Genomic DNA, 241 nt, shown 5'->3' with positions numbered 1-241 from the left:
CCGGCATCGGCAAGAGCACCATCTTGTCGATCTTGGGCACACGGGCTTTGTCCCAATAGTCGGCGTTCTTGACCAGCTCGAGACGTTCGCGCGGGGTAAAGCTTGCCATCTTCCACGGGCCGGTGCCGGAGGGCTGGCTCGCGAACTTGTCCCAATCCTTGCCGAGCTTTTCATATTGCGCCGGGCTCGACACCAGGAACCACAGCATCTGATAGGGAAAGAAGGAATCGACCGTCTTGGT

1 protein-coding gene is annotated in these 241 nt (G+C 58.9%); it reads right to left on the bottom strand.

Going from position 1 to position 241, the window contains the following annotated elements; translation table 11 throughout:
- The coding region (locus tag G8O24_RS43785) for an ABC transporter substrate-binding protein (RefSeq protein ID WP_244646485.1) at positions 1-241 on the bottom strand (241 nt) is incomplete at both ends.

The organism is Bradyrhizobium campsiandrae (assembly GCF_014529705.1).
GTDB lineage: Bacteria > Pseudomonadota > Alphaproteobacteria > Rhizobiales > Xanthobacteraceae > Bradyrhizobium > Bradyrhizobium campsiandrae.
This window is presented reverse-complemented; position numbering and strand designations above follow the sequence as displayed.